The sequence below is a fragment of the Kocuria sp. NBRC 114282 genome (assembly GCF_030268385.1).
Classification (GTDB): domain Bacteria; phylum Actinomycetota; class Actinomycetes; order Actinomycetales; family Micrococcaceae; genus Kocuria; species Kocuria palustris.
The window spans coordinates 317,904-332,801 of record NZ_BSQO01000002.1; the positions used below are offsets into that span (position 1 = coordinate 317,904).

At 71.7% G+C, this 14,898-nt stretch carries 13 protein-coding genes; 10 read left to right on the top strand and 3 right to left on the bottom strand.

Translation table 11 applies throughout. The features are described 5' to 3' along the window. The first annotated feature begins 7 nt into the window (after window positions 1-7). From mnmA to secA, 9 genes are all read left to right on the top strand, one after another. On the top strand, window positions 8-1,186 hold the full coding sequence (gene mnmA / locus QSJ40_RS05135) for a tRNA 2-thiouridine(34) synthase MnmA (protein WP_024290873.1): 1,179 nt from the start codon (window positions 8-10) through the stop codon (window positions 1,184-1,186). Between the two features lie 15 nt (window positions 1,187-1,201). After that, entirely contained in the window at window positions 1,202-1,564 is a 363-nt protein-coding gene (locus QSJ40_RS05140; protein ID WP_006215319.1) for a chorismate mutase, read from the top strand. Then, on the top strand, window positions 1,561-2,625 hold the full coding sequence (locus QSJ40_RS05145; protein ID WP_285729361.1) for a uroporphyrinogen decarboxylase/cobalamine-independent methonine synthase family protein: 1,065 nt from the start codon (window positions 1,561-1,563) through the stop codon (window positions 2,623-2,625). Before QSJ40_RS05140 ends, QSJ40_RS05145 begins: the two co-directional genes overlap by 4 nt. Window positions 2,626-2,798: 173 nt before the next feature. After that, entirely contained in the window at window positions 2,799-3,485 is a 687-nt protein-coding gene (mtrA, locus tag QSJ40_RS05150; RefSeq protein WP_285729373.1) for an MtrAB system response regulator MtrA, read from the top strand. A 23-nt stretch (window positions 3,486-3,508) separates the two neighbouring features. Further along, window positions 3,509-5,944, top strand: a complete 2,436-nt coding sequence (mtrB, locus tag QSJ40_RS05155) for an MtrAB system histidine kinase MtrB (protein WP_285729375.1) — start codon at window positions 3,509-3,511, stop codon at window positions 5,942-5,944. After that, a complete protein-coding gene (locus tag QSJ40_RS05160) occupies window positions 5,941-7,680 on the top strand; it encodes an LpqB family beta-propeller domain-containing protein (protein ID WP_285729377.1) in 1,740 nt (579 codons plus the stop codon). The genes mtrB and QSJ40_RS05160 overlap by 4 nt, the downstream gene beginning before the upstream one ends. A 118-nt stretch (window positions 7,681-7,798) precedes the next feature. After that, window positions 7,799-8,659: a ComF family protein gene (locus tag QSJ40_RS05165; RefSeq protein WP_200860755.1), complete on the top strand. Its 861-nt coding sequence runs from the start codon at window positions 7,799-7,801 to the stop codon at window positions 8,657-8,659. A gap of 139 nt (window positions 8,660-8,798) precedes the next feature. Further along, window positions 8,799-9,479, top strand: coding sequence for a ribosome hibernation-promoting factor, HPF/YfiA family (hpf, locus tag QSJ40_RS05170; RefSeq protein WP_006215313.1), 681 nt, complete (start codon window positions 8,799-8,801; stop codon window positions 9,477-9,479). 245 nt (window positions 9,480-9,724) lie between these two features. Beyond that, window positions 9,725-12,520 (top strand): preprotein translocase subunit SecA, encoded by a 2,796-nt coding sequence (gene secA / locus QSJ40_RS05175; protein WP_285729383.1) that lies wholly within the window; start codon window positions 9,725-9,727, stop codon window positions 12,518-12,520. 108 nt (window positions 12,521-12,628) lie between these two features. Here the strand turns inward: secA and QSJ40_RS05180 are convergent, their stop codons facing one another. Both QSJ40_RS05180 and QSJ40_RS05185 read right to left on the bottom strand, forming a co-directional pair. Beyond that, the gene (locus QSJ40_RS05180) at window positions 12,629-13,111 is read right to left on the bottom strand and encodes an Rv3235 family protein (RefSeq protein ID WP_006215311.1); all 483 of its coding nucleotides are present in this window, start codon (window positions 13,109-13,111) and stop codon (window positions 12,629-12,631) included. A gap of 105 nt (window positions 13,112-13,216) precedes the next feature. Then, on the bottom strand, window positions 13,217-13,828 hold the full coding sequence (locus QSJ40_RS05185) for a LysM peptidoglycan-binding domain-containing protein (RefSeq protein ID WP_006215310.1): 612 nt from the start codon (window positions 13,826-13,828) through the stop codon (window positions 13,217-13,219). Between the two features lie 298 nt (window positions 13,829-14,126). Between QSJ40_RS05185 and QSJ40_RS05190 the strand changes: the two genes are divergently transcribed. Beyond that, the gene (locus QSJ40_RS05190; RefSeq protein ID WP_157796658.1) at window positions 14,127-14,669 is read left to right on the top strand and encodes a hypothetical protein; all 543 of its coding nucleotides are present in this window, start codon (window positions 14,127-14,129) and stop codon (window positions 14,667-14,669) included. Between the two features lie 4 nt (window positions 14,670-14,673). On the opposite strand, the gene QSJ40_RS05195 is transcribed toward QSJ40_RS05190, so the two are convergent. Beyond that, complete coding sequence (locus QSJ40_RS05195) at window positions 14,674-14,892, bottom strand: helix-turn-helix domain-containing protein (RefSeq protein WP_006215308.1); 219 nt, start codon at window positions 14,890-14,892, stop codon at window positions 14,674-14,676. Window positions 14,893-14,898: the final 6 nt, after the last annotated feature.

Here is a 14,898-nt window from a genome sequence, read left to right on the forward strand (position 1 = left end):
GATCCCCATGCGCGTCCTGGCAGCCATGTCCGGGGGAGTGGACTCCGCCGTCGCGGCGGCGCGCGCCGTCGAGGCCGGGCACGACGTCACCGGCGTGCACCTGGCCCTGAACCGCATGCCCGGCACGCTGCGCACGGGTTCGCGCGGGTGCTGCACCGTGGAGGACTCGAACGACGCCTGGCGGGCGGCCGAGAAGCTGGGCATCCCGTTCTACGTGTGGGACTTCTCCGAGCGCTTCCAGGCCGATGTGGTGGACGACTTCATCAGCGAGTACGCCGCCGGGCGCACCCCGAACCCCTGCCTGCGCTGCAACGAGAAGATCAAGTTCGAGGCCCTGCTCGACAAGGCCATGGCACTGGGCTTCGACGCCGTGTGCACCGGCCACTACGCGTCCGTGATCGAGGTCGACGGCCGCCCCGAGCTGCACCGGGCCGCCGAGGACGCGAAGGACCAGTCCTACGTGCTCGGCGTGCTCGACGAGCAGCAGCTGCGCCACTGCCTCTTCCCGCTGGCGCCCACTCCCTCCAAGGCGCTCGTGCGCGAGGAGGCGCAGCGCCGCGGACTGTCGGTGGCCGCCAAGCCGGATTCGCACGACATCTGCTTCATCCCCGACGGCGACACCCGCGGCTGGCTGGCCGAACGGGTCGAGATGCGTCCCGGGGCGATCGTCGACGACGACGGCCGGCAGCTCGGCAGCCACGACGGCGCGCTGGCCTACACCGTCGGCCAGCGCAGGGGCCTGCACCTGGGCACTCCGGCCCCCGACGGCAAGCCCCGCTTCGTCCTGGAGATCCGGCCCAAGACCGACGAGGTCGTGGTGGGCCCGCGGGAGCACCTGGCGGTCGACGAGATCCGGGGCATCCGCCTGTCCTGGGCCGGTCGCCCCGTGCCCGAGTTCGAGCGCTTCCAGCAGGATGCCCGGACCAGCGCGGGCCGGGTCTCCGAGGAAATCGAGGTCCAGGTCCAGGTGCGGGCCCACGGCGAGGCCCTGCCCGGCCGGGCTCGGCTCGAGGACGCCGAGGACGACGGGCAGCTGCGCACCGAGCTGGTGCTCGAGCTCGACGAGCCCCTGAGCGCGGTGGCCCCGGGGCAGTCGGCCGTCGTCTACCAGGGCACCCGCGTGCTCGGGCAGGCCACGATCGCCTCCGCCCAGGCCGCTTCCCGGGCCTCCTCGCCCGCCCGCTGACCTAGGATCGAGACCATGAGCTCCGACGATCAGACCGCCAGCGCCCCGCGCCCGGCCGAGTCCCTCGGCACCGAAGAGGTCCTCGCCCAGCTGCGGGCCATGCGCGGCACCATCGACAACCTCGACGCCGTTCTCGTCAACGTCCTGGCCGAGCGCTTCAAGGCCACCCAGCGCGTGGGAGAGCTCAAGGCGGCCAACGACCTTCCGGCAGGGGACCCCGAGCGCGAGTCCCAGCAGATCGAGCGGCTGCGCCGTCTGGCCCAGGACGCCGAGCTGGATCCGGAGTTCGCGCAGAAGATCCTCAGCTTCATCATCAGCGAGGTCATCCGCCATCACGAGCGCATCGCGGAGGAGCACCGCGCGGGAACCGAGCGGTGAGCGCACGATCCTCCGAGACGGCCGTCCTGCCTCAGGAGCCGACGCGCACGCGCGCCACGGTCGTGGGCGGACTGCCCGGCACCAGCGCGGTGGAGGCCTTCACGGTCATGCGCGGCGAGCTCGGGGCGCCGCATCGCAGCGGGCTGCTGCCGCTGCCCCAGCGCTCGGACGTGGCCGATGACCTGCCGCGCACGGTCGCCGTGCTCACCGAGCTGTGGTGCGACCTGCAGCCGCACGGCTGGCGCCTGCAGCGCCACGACTCCAAGGAATCCCGGGCCGCCCGATCCCTGCTGGCCAGCGACCTCAATGTGCTGGCCGATGTCATCGGCGCCGAGTCCGACGGCGACCTGGAGCCGGTCACCACGCAGCTGCTGGGCCCGACCGCCCTGGCCGCCCGTCTGCACCTGCACGGCGGCGAGCGAGTGCTGCGCGATCACGGCGCTCGCCGGGACCTGGTCGACTCGCTGGCAGACGGCCTCGGCGAGCACCTCTCAGCGCTGCGCCAGTCGATCGGCCCGCGGGGGATCGTCGTGCGCCTGGCCGAGCCCGAGCTGCTGCGCGTGCTCGAGGGTCGGATCCCCACCGCCAGCGGCTATCAGACCCTGCGGGCCGTGCCGTGGTCGGAGGTCCGCGAGGGGCTCGAGCGCGTGGTCGAAGCCGCGCGGTCCGCCGGGGCGCTCAGCGTCGAGCTGCAGCTTCCGGAGGGCCTGGAGCCGGCGCGGGCCCTGGGGGTCGGCGCGGACCGGATCGTGGTGTCCGCCCCCGGTCCCAGCGCTCGCGACTGGGAGCCGCTGGCCGAGATCCAGGACTCGGGCACGGACCTGTGCCTGCTGCTGCCGCACCTGGTCGAGGGCCTGTCCCGGCCGTCGTCGACCTCGTGCGAGGTCGAGGCGATCGTCCGGCCGATCAGCGAGGTCGGCATGCCGCTGAAGGAGCTGTCGCGGCTGATGGTCGCGATCGGCCCAGGGCTCGAGGAGCTGGCCCCCGACCGGCTGCAGTCCGTGCTCGGCCGCGTCGCGGACATCGCCCGAGGGCTCGGGGACACCGCCCGGGAGGCGTGAGCTCGAGCGGGCGCGTCGTCTGGCGGATCCGCATCGGCCACGCTTCCGCGGCTGGGGTGCCCGCCTGCGGGCGGCAGAGCTGACATGATGGACGGGAGCCCACCCTCGCACGACCAGCACGCCGCGCTGCCGCAGGGATCCGGGCAGATGTCGCGAAGCAGAGAGGCGATCCGGTGGCCAAGGCAAAGATCCTCGTGGTGGATGATGACGCAGCACTGGCGGAGATGATCGGCATCATCCTCAACGCCGAGGACTACGAGACGATCTTCTGCGCCGACGGAGCCGAGGCCGTGGAGGCCTTCCGCCAGACCGAGCCGGATGTGGTGCTGCTCGACCTGATGCTGCCCGGCAAGGACGGCATCCAGATCTGCGGCGAGATCCGGGAGTTCTCGGACACCTCGATCGTGATGCTGACCGCCAAGTCGGACACCGACGACGTCGTGCGCGGCCTGGAGGCCGGGGCCGACGACTACATCCCCAAGCCCTTCAAGCCCGCCGAGCTGCTGGGCCGCGTGAAGGCCCGGCTGCGCCCGGGCTCGCGCGCCACCTCGACCGAGCTCGTGGTCGGCGACGTCACCGTGGACATCACCGGCCACCGCGTGCTGCGCGGACAGGAGGAGATCGCCCTGACCCCGCTCGAGTTCGAGCTGCTGGCCACCCTGGCGCGCTCGCCCGAGCAGGTCTTCACCCGCGACATGCTGCTGCGCCAGGTGTGGGGCTACCACAACGCCGCCGACACCCGCCTGGTCAACGTCCACGTCCAGCGGTTGCGCTCCAAGGTCGAGCGCGACCCCGAGAACCCGCAGATCATCGTCACCGTGCGCGGCGTCGGCTACCGCGCCGGCCACGAGCACCGCTGAGAACCTCCCAGAACCCCCTCGTCATGACCGACCCCTCCTCCACCGGCGTCCACGGCTCGTCCGCGGTCGCCGGCGCGCGCCCGGACGACGAGTCCGTGGCGGGCTCGGCGGGACCCACGCTTCCTGTGGGAGTCGTCGATGTCCCCGGACAGGAGACGGTCGTCCATACCGACCCCCGCGCCGCACGCAGGCGGCGGCGCCGGTACCGCGGACCCATCGGCGGGGCGCGCCTGCGCCTTCGGCTGGTGCTGCGGCGCTGGCGGCACTCCCTGCAGTTCCGTGCCGTGTCGATCGCGCTGGTCGGGGCGCTGATCGTCTTCCTGGTCACGGGCAGCTTCCTCTCGCACCAGATCTCCGAGCGGCTGTTCAACGACACCCTGGGCCAGGCGCTGAGCCAGTCCGAGGCCGACTACCGCAGCGTGCAGGCCAGCTTCGATGCCTCCGAGGGCGGCGACCAGGCGCAGCTGCAGACCTTCGTGTCCTCCACCCTGAGCGGGCTGGACTCCGGTAGCGACCGGGCGCGCAGCCGCTGGGTGCTGCTGCCGCTGCACGACGAGGACGACAGCCGCGACGACTCGCTCCCGCCCCAGTCGGAGAAGCCGTGGCTGGGCGAGCAGACCATCCCGGCGGAGCTGCAGGAGGAGGTCGCCAGCAGCGTGGGCGTGGACGAGGGCATGTACTGGCAGTCCGGCTCGGCGCAGATCGACGAGAACGGACCGTCCGTGCCCGTCGTGATCGTCGGCCAGGTCGTGGAGCCGAGGCAGGGCTCGCCGTACGGGCTCTACTTCGTCCACGACTTCTCCCAGCCCCAGCGCACCCTGGATGCCATGCACGCGGTGCTGGTTCTGGCCACGCTGGTCCAGGCGCTGCTGGTCTCGGGCGTGGTCTGGTACGTGACCCGCGAGATCGTGCGCCCGGTGACCTACACGGCCCGGTCCTCCGAGTCGCTGGCCGACGGCAACCTCGATGCCCGCATGGAGGTCCACGGCTCGCACGAGGTCGCCCGGCTGGGCCGATCGTTCAACCGCATGGCCGACAACCTCGCGGATCAGATCACCCGTCTCGAGCAGCTCTCGTCCATGCAGCAGACCTTCGTCTCGGACGTCTCCCACGAGCTGCGCACGCCGCTGACCACGGTCCGCATGGCCGCCGAGGTCCTGCACAATGCGCGCGACGACTTCGACCCCGTCAACCGGCGCTCCGCGGAGCTGCTGTACCACCAGGTCGACCGCTTCGACGTCCTGCTCGCCGACCTGCTCGAGATCTCCCGCTTCGACGCCGGTGCGGCGCGCCTGGAGATCACCGGGGTCAACATCATCCAGCAGATCACCGGGGTGCTCGAGACCGCCGCCCCCCTGGCCGCCAATGCCGACACGGTGATCCGCGTGCACGCCGACCGCCAGCGGATCCTGGTGCAGATGGATCAGCGCCGCATCGAGCGGATCCTGCGCAACCTGGTGGTCAACGCGATCGAGCACGGCGAGGGCCGCCCGATCGACATCGTCGTGCGCGCCTCGGGCACCGCGGTGTCCGTGGCGGTGCGCGATCACGGCATCGGGCTCACCGAGGAGCAGACGGCCAAGGTCTTCGACCGCTTCTGGCGTGCAGACCCGGCGCGCGCCCGCACCACGGGCGGCACGGGGCTGGGGCTGTCGATCGCCGCCGAGGACACTCGTCTGCACGGCGGCTGGCTCGACGCCTGGGGCTCGCCCGGACAGGGCGCCTGCTTCCGGCTGTCCCTGCCGCTGCTGCAGTCGCGCCCGCTGTCCGAGGACGACGGGCCGCCCGTCGAGCTGCCGCCGGATCCGGAGTCCATGCCGGTCGTCGGCGTGGTGACGGACACCGGGACCATGGTCGCCATCCCGCTGGACCAGGACTCGGTGGTCTCGCGCTCCACCGGGCAGCTGCAGCTTGCGCAGATCCGTCGCGCGGCCGATGAGGCCGAGGACGAGGAGGAGCAGACCGCTCCCGAGGCGTCCCGGACTCCGGAGCAGGACGGGGCGCAGGCTTCCGGACCGGCGCCTTCGGGGGCGGCGCACGAGTCGATCGGCGGGACGTTCGTGGGGGCCTCGGCGGCCGGTCGCTCGGAGGGCGGCCCGCGCTTCACGCCCGTGGGGTCCGAGGCCTCCGGCGCGCCGAGCGATCCGACAGGCGCGCACGGCGACGGCTCAGGCATGCGCAGCGGCGCGCTCGACGGCGGACGCAGCGCCCCTCTGCCTGATGAGCCGATCGGCGGCACGGCCTTCCGCGATGCTCCGGTTCCCGATCAGCCGCCCGCCTACTTCGAGGAGGACGACCTGGACGAGTCCTACGAGGACCTGTTCCCGGATGACACCGGCGAGCTCCCGGCCTTCCGCGACCTGCCGGAGCAGCTGCCCGATCCCGAGCGCCGCGGCTCCGAGCCGGCCGATCCGGAGGGCCCCCATGACGACGACGCCGATGGAAGGAGCTCGTCATGAGCCAGGACATCCCCGATCCGCGGGCAGCAGGTGCGCGCGGCTCGCGCGCTCGCCTGGCGCTGTCCATGGGCGTCGTCGGCTCCCTGGTGCTGGGCGGCTGCGCGTCGATCCCCACGTCCGGTCCCGTGCACGTGGCCGAGCCGCCCACGTCCTCGACCACCGAGTCCGCCGAGCCGGAGTTCGCTGCTCCTGCCCCCGGGGCGAGTCCCGAGCAGATCGTGACCGACTTCCTGGCAGCCGGACAGGGCGCCGCTGAGGACTACGCCGCGGCTCGCCGGTACCTGGCTCCGGAGCTGGCCGACAGCTGGCGCCCCGGGCAGCAGACCTATGTGTTCTCCGGAGAGGCGGGGATCCAGCAGGGGCTCGAGGACGACCAGGTCCGCGTGAGCGTGGACACCCGCGCCCAGATCGACGTCAACGGGATCATGAACCGGCAGGAGCCCGGCTCGACCGATGAGTTCGATCTCGAGCTCACCCAGGTCGACGGCGAATGGCGCATCTCCTCGGCCCCGGACGCCGTGCTCATCCCGGCCACGAACCTGGACGACGTCTATCAGCCCTACAACCTGTACTTCATGGAGCCGGGCGGCGAATACGCCGTGCCGGACCCCCGCTGGTTCCCGGATCGGCCCGTGGTCTCCACGCAGCTGATGCGCGCGCTGATCAAAGGCCCGGCTCCCTACCTGGACGGTGCCGTGCGCTCCCACATCCCGGAGGGAGCCGAGCTCGCAGAGGGCTCCACGGTGCCCATCCAGGACGGGGAGGCCTCGGTCGAGATGACCATCCCGGACTTCAGCACCGCTGATCTGGAGACCACGCAGGGCATCTACGGGCAGATCATGCTCACGCTCCAGGACCTCGAGTCGGTCGACAGCGTCGCGATGTCCGTCAACGACTCCGCCGTGGAGCTGGCACCGGATGAGGCCGCCGACCTGCCTTCCACCGTGGCCTCCGTGCCCGGGCGCCAGATCGCCCTGCGCGACGAGGAGCTCGTGTTCCACCAGGGCGGGCAGATCAGCCCGGTGCCCGAGCTCGCCGATGTCCTCGAGGGGCGCTCGCCCGCCGCGCCGGCCATGAGCCGGGAGATGGATCAGTTCGCGGCGCTGGCCGACGAGGCCGAGACCATGGTGACGTTTTCCTCGGCCGCTCCCCGGCCGGTGGACCGCGTCAGCGGCTCCGGGCTCACGGATCCGTCCGTGGATCAGCACGGCTGGGCCTGGACCGCCGACGACGAGGGCGCGGTCAGCACCGCGAGCATCGACGAGCCCGGCCGCCCGGCCCTGCAGGTGCAGGCGGATTCGCTGGAGGGCGTCCCGATCGCCAGCCTGCGAGTCGCCCGCGGAGGCACCCGTGCCCTCATCCTCACCGACGAGGGCGACGACTCCCGGATCCTGTTGGCCGGCATCATCCGCCGCGGCGATGGCGAGCCCGTGCGGCTCAACGACCCGCAGCTGGTGGATCTGGACGCCGTCGAGCCTCCGGCCTACGCCGCCTGGATCAGCGATTCGGCCTTCGTCGTGGCAGCCGAGGGGGACTCCAGCAGCACGCCGGAGGTCTATGACGTCTCGGGTCGCCACCGCAGCCTGCCGACCGTGGTCGACGGCGTGCAGAACATCGCCGGCGGCGACGGCGAAGGCGAGATCTACGTGGAGAGCGACGGCGAGCTGCGCCTGCTCACCGGCGAGGCCTGGTCGCCGCAGACCGACGAGGTCTCGGACGTCGCCTACGCCGGCTGAGCCGCCGCCGGGTCGTTCGGGCTCCACAGGCCGTTTCGCCTCCGCTGCGCGGGCCGCGGGAGTCGCGGGGCGCCACGAAGCCGGTCCGGGTCCTCTGCCGATCAGAGATCCTGCCGCCGTGAGCCAGCCCGTGAGTCGTCGAGCCCGGTCCGGGCGCAGCAGCAGCGCGGCCTCTGGGAAGTCCCTGGAGCTGCGCCTGGCCCGGGCGGGCCAGGTCGCTCTTCGAGGGATCGAGCCTCTCGTGCCGGTCCAGTGCGCGGTGTGCCGGGAGCCGGGGGAGTCGGTGTGCCGTCCCTGTCGTCGCCTGCTGCACCGAAGCTGCTCGCGACCGCGCCGGGTGGAGACCGGCGCCGCTCAGCTCGGCGGGCTGCCGGTCGTGGCCGCTGGGTCGTACGAGTTCGAGCTGGCGGTGTGCCTGATGGCCTTCAAGGACGGCGGGCGGTCCGATCTGCTTCCCGTGCTCGCACCGATCCTCGCTCGCGCCGTGCGCGCCGGGCTCGGGGAGGACTCTGCGGATCAGGTGCTCGTGCCGATCCCCACGTCCGCTCGAGCGCTGCGGCGCCGGTGGTCCGATCCGGTGGGCGAGCTGCTGGCAAGGGCGGGGCGCGAGGGCCTGCTGCCGGCAGGCGCGCGGATCGAGCCGTGGCTCGCCCACCGATCGCGCACGGCAGGGGCCGCTCTGCACCTCGGGCCCTCGCCGTGGACGGGGTCGCAGAAGACCCGCGACGCCGCCGGACGCGCACGTGCCGAGGACCCGTTCGTGCTGCAGCGCCCGGGGCGGCGGCTGCGCTCGCCGGTGCCGGTCTCGGCGGTGCTCGTCGACGACGTCCTCACCACGGGCTCCACACTGCGCCGGGCGGCGCGCCGGCTCGAGGCGGGCGGCATCGAGGTGCGGGGCGCCGTCGTGCTGGGCGCGGTGGGCGCGCCCTCAGCGCAGACCGCAAGGTCGGCGCGCGAATCTCCGGAGGCCGGTGGATGAATCGCAGGTGTGAGCCGGGTAATATCCTGTTACCGGGACCCCTCGTCCCGGGTGGGGGTCGCCCTCGTCGGCCTCCGCAGGGTCTACCACGGACTGTCCCCCGTCCTGCGGGAGCCGGTCCGCTGACTGGGAGGACATCATGGAACTCACCATCCAGGGCCGGAACGTCACCATCTCCGATCGCTTCCGCGAATACGTCGAGACCAAGGTGGCGAGGTTCGAGGAGCTGGGCGACAAGGTCCAGCGGATCGAGATCAAGGTCCTCAAGGAGAACCCCCAGCCCGGCCACGACGGCATGCGTGTCGAGGCCACCGTCATCGGCCGCGGACCCGTGGTGCGCGCCGAGGCCCGCGGCGATGACAAGCAGGCGGCCTTCGACTCCGCCTACGCCAAGCTCATCGAGCAGCTGCGCCGCGCGCGCGATCGCCGCAAGATCCACCGCGGCAACCACCGCCCCACCGCCGTCCACGAGGCCACCGCCGCCCTTCCGGTCCTGCCGATCAGCGACCGCCCCTACGCGTCCCCGGAGGAGCTCTCGGCGGCGGAGTCCGAGGCCTTCGACACCGAGTACGCGCTGAGCGAGGACGTCCCGCCCGTCGAGATCCGCCGCAAGAGCTTTCCGGCAGAGCGGATGAGCGCGGACCAGGCCATCGACCGCATGGAGCTCGTCGGGCACGACTTCTTCCTCTACATCGACTCGGCCACGGACGAGCCCTCCGTGGCCTACCGCCGAAAGGGCTGGGAATACGGTGTGATCTCCCTCAGCGACTCCGTCGCCGAGCCGGAGACCGTGGAGGAGAGGGCCTACCAGGCCAGCTGAACGGACCCCCCGCCGGGCCGCGGGCTCGGCCTGGAAGCCGCTCGTGCGGACTTCGCGCTCAGCGCACCGCAGACGCGACCGGAGGACTCCCGGTCGCGTCTGCGCTCATGCGCCCTGCCGTAGACTGTCCTGAGTCGCCGGCCGACCCCACGGCCTCGGACCGGGGAGCTCGTCGCGGGAGGTCCCGTGCCGTGCCTCGGATCGACCACGGCGACGCAGCCCCCACGATCAAGGAGCGTGTGCCAGTGGCGTCCATCCTGGAGAAGGTGCTCCGGACCGGCGACAAGAAGGTCCTGCGCCGCCTGCGGTCCTATGCCGATGCGATCAACACGCTCGAGGACGGCTTCAGAAAGTTCACCGACGCCGAGCTGCGTGCGGAGACGGACGCATTCCGCCAGCGCCTCGAGGACGGCGAGTCCCTGGACCGCATGCTCCCGGAGGCCTTCGCCGTGGTCCGCGAGGCGTCGCACCGCGTGCTGGGCAAGCGCCATTACGACGTCCAGCTCATGGGCGGGGCCGCGCTGCACCTGGGCAACATCGCCGAGATGAAGACCGGCGAGGGCAAGACCCTGGTGGCCACCGCGCCCGCCTACCTCAATGCGCTGTCCGGCAAGGGTGTCCACGTCATCACGGTCAACGACTACCTGGCCTCCTCCCAGGCGGAGCAGATGGGCCGCGTCTACCGCTTCCTGGGCATGGAGACCGGCACGATCCTGGCGGGCCAGTCCCCGGATGTCCGCCGCAAGCAGTACGCCGCGGACATCACCTACGGCACGAACAACGAGTTCGGCTTCGACTACCTGCGCGACAACATGGCCTGGTCGGTCGACGAGCTGGTGCAGCGCGGGCACAACTTCGCGATCGTCGACGAGGTCGACTCGATCCTCATCGACGAGGCCCGCACCCCGCTGATCATCTCCGGTCCGGCCTCCGGCGAGGCCAACCGCTGGTACTCGGTCTTCGCCTCGCTCGTCGAGCGGCTGGAGCTGGACGAGGACTATGAGGCCGACGAGAAGAAGCGCACGGTCTCCGTGCTGGAGCCCGGCATCGACAAGGTCGAGGACTGGCTGGGCATCGAGAACCTCTACGACACCTCCAACACGCCGCTGATCGGTTTCCTGAACAACGCCCTGAAGGCCAAGGAGCTCTTCGCCCGAGACAAGGACTACGTCGTGGTCAAGGGCGAGGTCCAGATCGTCGACGAGCACACCGGACGCATCCTGAAGGGCCGTCGGTACAACGAGGGCCAGCACCAGGCGATCGAGGCCAAGGAGAAGGTGAAGGTCAAGCCCGAGAACCAGACCATGGCGACCATCACCCTGCAGAACTACTTCCGCCTCTACGAAAAGCTCGGCGGCATGACAGGCACCGCCGAGACCGAGGCGGCCGAGTTCATGAACACCTACGAGCTCGGCGTGGTGGCCATCGAGACCAACCGGCCCATGGTCCGCGAGGACCGGGAGGATCTGGTCTACAAGAACGAGGTCGTGAAGTTCGCGGCCGTGGTCCAGGACATCGAGCAGCGCCATGAGACGGGCCAGCCCATCCTGGTGGGCACCACGTCGGTGGAGAAGTCCGAGTACCTCTCCAAGCTGCTGTCCAAGCGGGGCATCCGGCACGAGGTCCTCAACGCCAAGAACAACGAGCGCGAGGCCGCCATCGTGGCCCAGGCCGGGCGCAAGGGCTCCGTCACGGTGGCGACCAACATGGCCGGTCGCGGCACGGACATCATCCTGGGCGGCAATGCCGAGGCCATCGCCATGGAGCGCATGAAGGAGCTCGGCCTGGACCCGGACCGGGACCCGGAGGGCTACGAGCAGAAGTGGCCCGAGATCCTGGAGGCCGCGGAGCAGGAGATCGGCGACGAGCACGAGACGGTCAAGGAGCTCGGCGGGCTGTACGTGCTGGGCACGGAGCGCCACGAGTCCCGTCGCATCGACAACCAGCTGCGCGGGCGCGCCGGCCGTCAGGGCGACCCCGGCGAGTCGCGCTTCTACCTGTCCCTGAACGACGACCTCATGCGCCTGTTCAACGCCGGCGGCGCCTCTCGCCTGATGGCCAACGCCGCGGAGGACACCGCACTGGAGTTCCGGATCGTCTCCCGGGCGATCGCCTCGGCGCAGAACATGGTCGAGGGCCGCAATGCCGAGCAGCGCAAGAACGTCCTGAAGTACGACGACGTCCTGAACCGCCAGCGCACCGCGATCTACGCCGACCGCCGCCGGATCCTCGAGGGCCACGACCTCCAGGATCAGGTGCAGCAGTTCCTCCGAGAGGTCGTGGGCTCGATCGTGGTCGAGAAGACCAGCTCGGGGCACCCCGAGGACTGGGACCTTGACGCGCTGTGGGAGGCCCTGCGCACGGTCTACCCGGTCTCGGTCTCCCAGGACGAGCTGATCGAGGAAGCGGGCGGGCGCGACAAGCTCAGCACCGAGTTCCTGCGGGAGCAGCTGGTCTCGGACGCCGAGGTCGTCTACGAGGAGCGCGAGGAGCAGATCGGCTCCGAGGCCATGCGCAAGCTCGAGCGCCGAGTGGTGCTCTCCGTGCTGGGCCGCAAGTGGCCGGAGCACCTCTACGAGATGGACTATCTCAAGGACGGCATCGGGCTGCGCGCCATGGCTCAGCGCGATCCGCTGGTCGAGTACCAGCGCGAGGGCCACATCATGTACCAGAACCTGATGGACGGCATCCGCGAGGAGACGGTGACCTACCTCTTCTCGGTGGATCTCAGCTCGCAGCGCGCCAACGCCGGCGGCGGACCGCTGGGGGCCGGGCTGCCGAAGCAGCCCAAGTTCCTCCAGTACTCCGCACCCAGCGAGAGCGGACGCACCCAGGTGCGCACCGAGCGCAGCGGCGCGAAGTCCTCCGAGGCCTCCTCCCGGGGATCGGCAGAGGCCTCGGCTCCGACCGCGTCGTCGGTCTCGGATCCGGCGGCCTCCAGCGGCGAGGCCCCGGCCCAGCCGCGATCGCGCGCCGAGCGCCGTGCCGCAGAGGCCAAGGCCGCGCGCGAGGCCAAGAAGCGGGCGTCGTCCGAGGACTGAGGACGTTGCGCCCATGAGGGACGGTCCGGGCAGGTCGGAGGGGCCGGGCGGAGGCGAGTGCCTCCGCCCGGCCCCTCTTCCGTGCTCGGGCGGCCCCGCAGGGATGGTTCAGCCGACCTCCAGGACCGTGATGCGCCAGGCCTTCTCCTGCCGCTCGGCCCGCACCACGACCGCGCGGGAGCGGGCGTCGTCGCAGATGACCAGGGCTGCCTCGTAGATTCCGGCGTCCACGGCGCACACGCGCTGGCTGCGGACCTCCGAGTGCTGATGCACGCGGTGCACGGGCGCCTCAGCGGGTTCCAGAGCTCTGCGCCTCTGCAGGAGGACGGCTCGGCGATGAAGACGATCCACGATCTCCGGCTCGGCCCAGCGGGCGAGCTGCCTGGCGGGCCGGGCGCCGGCCAGGACCTCGACGGCAGCGACGGCGACGGCTCGGATCAGAGCCGTGGCGCGCTCGCGCTCGGTGCCAGGTGCGCTCGGTCGCGGAGCTGTGCGCTGCTGCTGACGCCAGACGTACGGGCGGGCCGTGCCTGGTGCGGCGGTGCGATCCCCGGTGCGCGGGGTCGGCGGGCGGTGCGAGGTGATGGGCATGGCGGACTCCTGGGGCAGTCAGGGACGGAAGGGCGGGTGGAAGAGACGGCAGCGAGGCGGGGCCGGGCCGGTGACAGCGTCTCGAGCGGGCCGGGCCGGTCGGTTTCACTGCTCGGGCAGCAGCTGCGGCGGGACCTGCAGGACGGTCCCGGCGGCCACCTGATCCGGGTCCCGGATCTGATCGGCGTTGGCCTCCCACAGCAGAGGCCAGGACCGGGCGATCTCCGCCGCCGAGGCATCGGGCCCCAGCAGCTGACCGGTCAGCGACCACAGGCTCTCTCCGCTGCGCAGGACCAGCGTGGCCTGGGCCAGGCGGTCCTGGATCCGCTCCGGCGAGGTCTGCGGCGGAGACGCATGCACGATGGGTGCGGACTCTGCGGTCGCGACTCCGGTGGGTGCTGCGTCGAGGGCGCCGGGCATCGTCGCAGCGCTCCACAAGGGGCTCACCGGCGAGCCGACCGCGGTGCGGGGGCTCTGGACCGGCAGATCGCTGGCGCTCTCGCGCTGCTCGTCAGGTGCCGGGGCCTCGACCTGCGCGTCTGCGGAGGCGGGGGCCGCCCAGGCGCTCGCGGCGGCACCGCCGGCCAGGAGCAGGACGGTCCCGGTGCCCAGACCGCGCCGGGCGGACGAGCCGTGAGACCGGCCGGATGCGCTGAGTCCGGCGGTGGATTCGACGGGCGGCGGGGGAGCGAAGCGGGCTGCGCACTGCACCGACATGGTTGCCTCCAGGCGTCATGGTCACCTGCTCTGCGCACCCCGCCCGAGCCGGAGGCCCGGAGCGTCAGATCCTCTCGGATGCTGTCATTTGATGCCATCTGGTGACTTTTGATGCTTATAGCTTCCAGTAGGGCGCCTCAGGTGTCAATCAACGATGATTCTCAATATGAAGTGCCGTGAAGGGATGTCTTTCGTAGACTCCGGGCAGGTCGGTCCACGGCTGGTCGCAGTGGCCTGCCGCGGGCGGGGCGTTCGGGAGACGGGGGAGCCGATGCGCTGGGATGAGCTGTTCGCTGACATGGAAGCGCAGCTGGCGGCCGAGCGCTTCCGAGACGTGGAGCGGGAGGCGGCCGAGCTGACTCGCGCCGAGACCGCGGAGGCGCTGCTGCAGGACCGGTTCCTGGGCTGCGAGGGCGCAGCGGTCCATGTGGGGCTGCGAGGGGGCTCGTCGGTGCGCGGCGAGGCGGCCGGTGCCGGGATGGGCTGGGTCATGCTCGACGGCTCCGCGGTCCAGCTGCTGATCCCGCTGGAGTCGGTGCTGTGGGTCGAGGGGCTGGATCGGCGTCGCGGCGATCCGCAGCGCCGCAGCCGACTCGGGCTGGGACAGGCGGTGCGGGCGCTGGCGCAGGCCAGGGCGGGGGTGCGGGTGATCCTGGTCGACGGCGTGCCGGGGGCAGCGCTGGAGGGGACGATCGACCGGGCCGGGCGCGATCACCTGGATCTGGCGATGCATCCGGATGACGAGTTCCGGCGTCGTCGGGCGGTGCGCGCCATGCGGACGGTGCCCTTCTCGGCGATCGCCTGCGTGGTCTCGGACGCCGCGGCGGCCGGGCGCGCCTGAGGCCTCAGTCCAGGGAGGCGCCCGCGCGCACGGCTTCGGCGGTCTCCTGGTGACGCTTCTCGATCCACTGCTCGAAGCGCGCCTTCTCGACCCGCCATTGACCGCGGCCGCCGACCTGGATGGCCGGAAGCTCGCCCGAGCGGACCATGGCCCGGGCCTGGGAGGCCGAGATCGCCAGAATGTCGGCGACATCGGCCAGGGTGAGGAACTGCGGCTCTGCCATGGTGAT

Excerpts from the sequence above, each read along its gene's own strand:
- QSJ40_RS05160 (WP_285729377.1), top strand. The coding sequence starts at position 5,941 with ATGAGCCAGGACATCCCCGATCCGCGGGCAGCAGGTGCGCGCGGCTCG.
- hpf (WP_006215313.1), top strand. The coding sequence starts at position 8,799 with ATGGAACTCACCATCCAGGGCCGGAACGTCACCATCTCCGATCGCTTC.
- QSJ40_RS05185 (WP_006215310.1), bottom strand. The coding sequence starts at position 13,828 with ATGTCGGTGCAGTGCGCAGCCCGCTTCGCTCCCCCGCCGCCCGTCGAA.
- mtrB (WP_285729375.1), top strand. The coding sequence starts at position 3,509 with ATGACCGACCCCTCCTCCACCGGCGTCCACGGCTCGTCCGCGGTCGCC.
- QSJ40_RS05190 (WP_157796658.1), top strand. The coding sequence starts at position 14,127 with ATGGAAGCGCAGCTGGCGGCCGAGCGCTTCCGAGACGTGGAGCGGGAG.
- QSJ40_RS05140 (WP_006215319.1), top strand. The coding sequence starts at position 1,202 with ATGAGCTCCGACGATCAGACCGCCAGCGCCCCGCGCCCGGCCGAGTCC.
- QSJ40_RS05195 (WP_006215308.1), bottom strand. The coding sequence starts at position 14,892 with ATGGCAGAGCCGCAGTTCCTCACCCTGGCCGATGTCGCCGACATTCTG.
- QSJ40_RS05180 (WP_006215311.1), bottom strand. The coding sequence starts at position 13,111 with ATGCCCATCACCTCGCACCGCCCGCCGACCCCGCGCACCGGGGATCGC.
- mnmA (WP_024290873.1), top strand. The coding sequence starts at position 8 with ATGCGCGTCCTGGCAGCCATGTCCGGGGGAGTGGACTCCGCCGTCGCG.